This is a genomic window from Parachitinimonas caeni (genome assembly GCF_030129945.1).
In the GTDB taxonomy this organism is placed as follows: domain Bacteria; phylum Pseudomonadota; class Gammaproteobacteria; order Burkholderiales; family Chitinimonadaceae; genus Parachitinimonas; species Parachitinimonas caeni.
Genome location: NZ_JARRAF010000088.1, coordinates 1 through 4082, shown reverse-complemented (window position 1 = coordinate 4082; position 4082 = coordinate 1). Strand labels below are relative to the sequence as shown.

The 4082-nt window shown below is 49.1% G+C and carries 3 protein-coding genes and 1 pseudogene; 2 read left to right on the top strand and 2 right to left on the bottom strand.

Annotated elements, in window-relative coordinates; genetic code table 11:
- Positions 1-170: pseudogene (locus PZA18_RS23485) on the bottom strand (IS6 family transposase); the annotation flags it as partial.
- Positions 171-202: 32 nt separating this feature from the next.
- Positions 203-904, bottom strand: coding sequence for an IS6 family transposase (locus PZA18_RS23480; protein ID WP_284103329.1), 702 nt, complete (start codon positions 902-904; stop codon positions 203-205).
- A gap of 397 nt (positions 905-1301) precedes the next feature.
- Between PZA18_RS23480 and PZA18_RS23475 the strand changes: the two genes are divergently transcribed.
- Both PZA18_RS23475 and PZA18_RS23470 read left to right on the top strand, forming a co-directional pair.
- Positions 1302-1982, top strand: a complete 681-nt coding sequence (locus tag PZA18_RS23475; RefSeq protein WP_284103328.1) for a hypothetical protein — start codon at positions 1302-1304, stop codon at positions 1980-1982.
- A gap of 215 nt (positions 1983-2197) precedes the next feature.
- A partial coding sequence (locus tag PZA18_RS23470) for a calcium-binding protein (protein ID WP_284103327.1) occupies positions 2198-4082 on the top strand: 1885 nt, incomplete at its 3' end.

Genomic DNA, 4082 nt, shown 5'->3' with positions numbered 1-4082 from the left:
CCGAATTTCAGGCACCATTGCCGGATCGTCTCGTTACTGACGAGCACGCCCCGTGAGGCCAGTAATTCCTCAATATCACGGAAGCTGAGGTTGAATCGATGGTAGAGCCAGACCGCATGGCCGATGACTTCAGCCGGGAAACGGTGGCGGTGGTAGAGATCCTTGTCCATGCCAACATCTTAACCTGCCGCCAAGTTCGAAGTTAACTTGTCAGTACCCCGTAAAACTGCGCCTCAGGCGTCAGGGACTGAGCACTGACATTCAGCTGTCCTTTCTTCAATGCATGCATGAGTTCAATCCCACTCAGGATGATGGCGGCAGAGGCGGCATCCTTGAAGCCCAGCATCGGCTGGGTTCGTCGCTTGATCGCCCGATAATCCTGCTCAATCAGGTTGTTCAGATACTTGTTCTGGCGGATCTGGATGGTGGGGGCATCTTCCGCATTCAGCGCGATCAACGCTGACTGGTTGGAGCCACTTTTATCGATGGCAACCCCTTCAGGGTGGCCATGCTGATCAATGGCTTGCTGAAAGCAACTCAGTGCTGCCGCATGATCCCGCTTGTCATAGAGCAGGCAATCCACGGTTTTGCCCTCTGAATCGACGGCGCGATAGCAATACTGCCATTTACCCGAGATGCGGACATCGGTCTCATCCCTCCGCCACTGTGGACCGACTGTCTTTTTCAGTTGGCGAAACCGTTCCGTCAAGACTGGCAGGAAGCGGATCGCCCCGCGCTGTAGCGTACTGAGATCTACCTGCACACCTCGTTCGGCCATCATTTCCGCATTCTGCCGATAGCTCAGGGGATAAGCCACAACCCAGCGAACACACTGCAGGATGATGTCCACGGGAAACCGGACCGTTTCACGTTCAACATCGACTTGCCCATCTGACTCAGCCAACCACGGTTTACAAACTGACCATGTGTTGGTAGTTAATGCGACAGAACCTTTCAGATTGGACTCGCATTTCAATCTTGGCACTTCGATGCCGGGCGGCCCCGCCGCTGGGCGACGGGAGAAGTCCTTTATATTCGCTTGGGTCGACGTTAACTTGTCAGTACCCTTTCCAGTATCAAAATTACAAATAATTTCTTTATTTATCAAATGCCTGATTGATTTTCCGGCTAATACTACAATCCGCTGTCGCTCTTCTGTTCTACTCTTATACTTAGTAAAGTTTTTCTTACATGAGAAAGCTGTCCTGAGCAAAATAACGGGGCATAAAAGTCATCGGATTGAAGTCCATCCACCGTGGAGGATAGAAATAATAGAATGCCGCGCATCCAGGCGAGTAGGCATGTCTACACGAAAAGGTTTTGTGATGAACACAAAAAACAAGGAAGTCCTTCCTGACCTGATGAAGATGGATTTGAAGCTGAAGGCATTCCCACTGCCAATCAAGCCGACTTGGCGCATGCGCGCATTTCGATATATTTCGACGCTGATAGGGCTGATAGTGGTTCTTTACCCGCAGTATTTTGCGTATTATCCCTATTACGTTACCCAATATACCGATATTCCAAAACTTGAAGAGGCGACAGTGTTGGAAGGTACTTTGCTACTAGAGCCTGCAACCAGCAAATTTGGCAATCAGATTGGGGCGCATCATTATGTTGTGACGAAAGAAGGGGGAAAAGTGCCGTTTCAGTGGGATGTGAGATATTGGAATGATACTTGGGAGGATCCGTATGCAATTTATCCAAAAGGAAATGGGTTATCTATTAAAATCTGGTATCACCAAAGTTGGGGAGTTTTGCAGGCAGTTGTTTTTAAAAAAAATGAAAATACATCAAATCCTGATATTTCATTTGATTATATGAGGCATTTAAGAATAATGGTAAAGCAGAAGGAGAAAGGGCCAGGGGCGGGCTACCAAACTGGTAGGGCTAGCCCGTTTTCTATATTTATTGTCATTGCATTGACTATGGCTGCAGCCATATATAATATTCGACGTCCTTATTATGACAACAGGAAGTAAAGATTGTCTTTGTTTTAATTATTTAAATTCTTTGATTTTACCGCTTTCCAATCCAAGCAATACGCATTTTTAACTAATTTCTTGCCAAGGAGTTTTCAGTGTCAGGTGGTTCTAAAAATGCAGAGGCAATTGCCAATTATGTAAACTCAAATGGAATGGTATTCGACCTTTCCAATGGATTGATTTCATTAAAAAATGCTTTCAATAGCAATTCTTTGTCCGACCAGATTGATGCTGGCCTGTATCTGATGAAGGCTGCCGGAGCCTTGTTTGATTTGATTGGTAAATTTCCGGTAATTGGCCAGGTGGCAGCTACGGCATCTTTGGCAAACTATTTAAAGCACGCTGAAGAAGACATTCAGAAGTATGGCTCGGTAACCCGCGCGAATACGTTGGGAATGGCTGGAGAGTTGATTGCAATTGGCGCAGCCGTTGCGGGGGCTGTTGCCATCACAGAGGTGGCGGCAGTGCCCGTTGCTATTGTCTGTGCAATTGGCGGGACGATTGTAGGGGCGTGGGGCTTCTACGAGTCTCGGGCGCAGGAAGAAAAAGTAAGAGAGTTGCTGCAGTGGTCACAGTCGTTACTAAATAATTCGAAATCACAGGAAATGCTCAAATGGGCAGCTGGCGAAGATGCAGACGATTTTAAGAAATTGACCGAAAATGACATATTTGCCGCCATCCCCGTCCAATTTCTTCACGCCCTTTCCCCGCAGCTGAAATTATCAGAGATCTTCTCGCTGATCGAGGATATTTCCGGCAAATACGATATCCGCAACCCAGAACCGCCGGTGCGTGCCTATTCGCGTATTCTCAATATATTCCAGTCGATATGGGGTGATAAAAAGCAGCCTATTCCTGATTCACTCGATGGCTATACTGCGCTGATCAAATCAACCTGGAATTTGATTAATGGCAAAGGGCCATTCCGGTTGGAGGTGCTTCGCGACAACATCAATTCGGAATTATTTATTGCCGGTGATGAATCTACCCAATTGACAAGACGCTTTGCACTGCTGCAATTCAATCCGCTTACCGTCATCGGGGCCGATTATTCCAAGTGGTCAAAAAGCCTCGAACTGCACAATCCGGAAACCAATGATGCCGGCCTGACGGCTGAATGGCTGAAAGACCGCTCTGCCATGCTGGCAGGGGTACTAAAAAATGAACGGGATTTCAACAGCATGCCGGTGTCGGATAAATACACATATACCGATCTGCAAACTGGCAAAAAGGTGTTGGCATCAGGTGTAGAAAATCCTTTAGTCATCTTCGGCTTTGATGATGAGCACGGAGACAAGTTTGGAGGCTCTGCCAATGGGGATCATCTATATGGCATGGCCGGTAACGACACCATTGATGGTTTCGGTGGCGATGATTATCTGGAAGGGGGTTCCGGAGAAGATAGCTTGCTTGGTGGCGAAGGAATCGACACCTTGCTAGGCATGTCCGGTAACGACACACTGTTTGGCATGGCCGACAACGATACGCTGGACGGCGGTGCCGATGAAGACAGTCTGGATGGTGGCGCCGGTGCGGATTCGTTGACCGGTGGCTTGGCGCGCGACACCTTGCGTGGCGGTAGCGGCGATGATCAGCTGTATGGCGAAGAAGGTAACGATGCCTTGTATGGCGGTGCCGATAAGGACCAGCTCAATGGCGGCGCCGGTAACGACTGGCTGGAAGGTGGCGATGGTTTTGACACCTATTTTGTCGAGAAAGACCAAGGCAACGATGTTTTGTTAGACAGCGATGGCGTCGGTGGTATCGTTTTTTGCGGCACTGCTCTGACTGGCGGTCAGTCAAAGAACGGTGGTTCGGTCTTTACCGATGTCAACGACAGCCAGATTACTTACACACTCACCAGCCCTTCAAACGGCAGCAGCGACCTGATTATCAAGCACGCCGGCACCGGCCAGACACTGACGGTGCAGAAGTTCACCAATGGCCAGCTCAGTATTGATCTGAAAGGCGGTGGCACCCCTACCGCACCCGTGGGCGGCACGCCCGGTAACGACTATCTCTATAACGCTACCACCATCGCCGGCGGCGATGGCAATGACTTTATCGTTGCCAGCAAGGGAACTGGCGACCTGAATG

Bases quoted from the DNA above. Each gene is read 5' to 3' on its own strand.
- PZA18_RS23475 (WP_284103328.1), top strand. From the start codon at position 1,302: ATGTCTACACGAAAAGGTTTTGTGATGAACACAAAAAACAAGGAAGTC.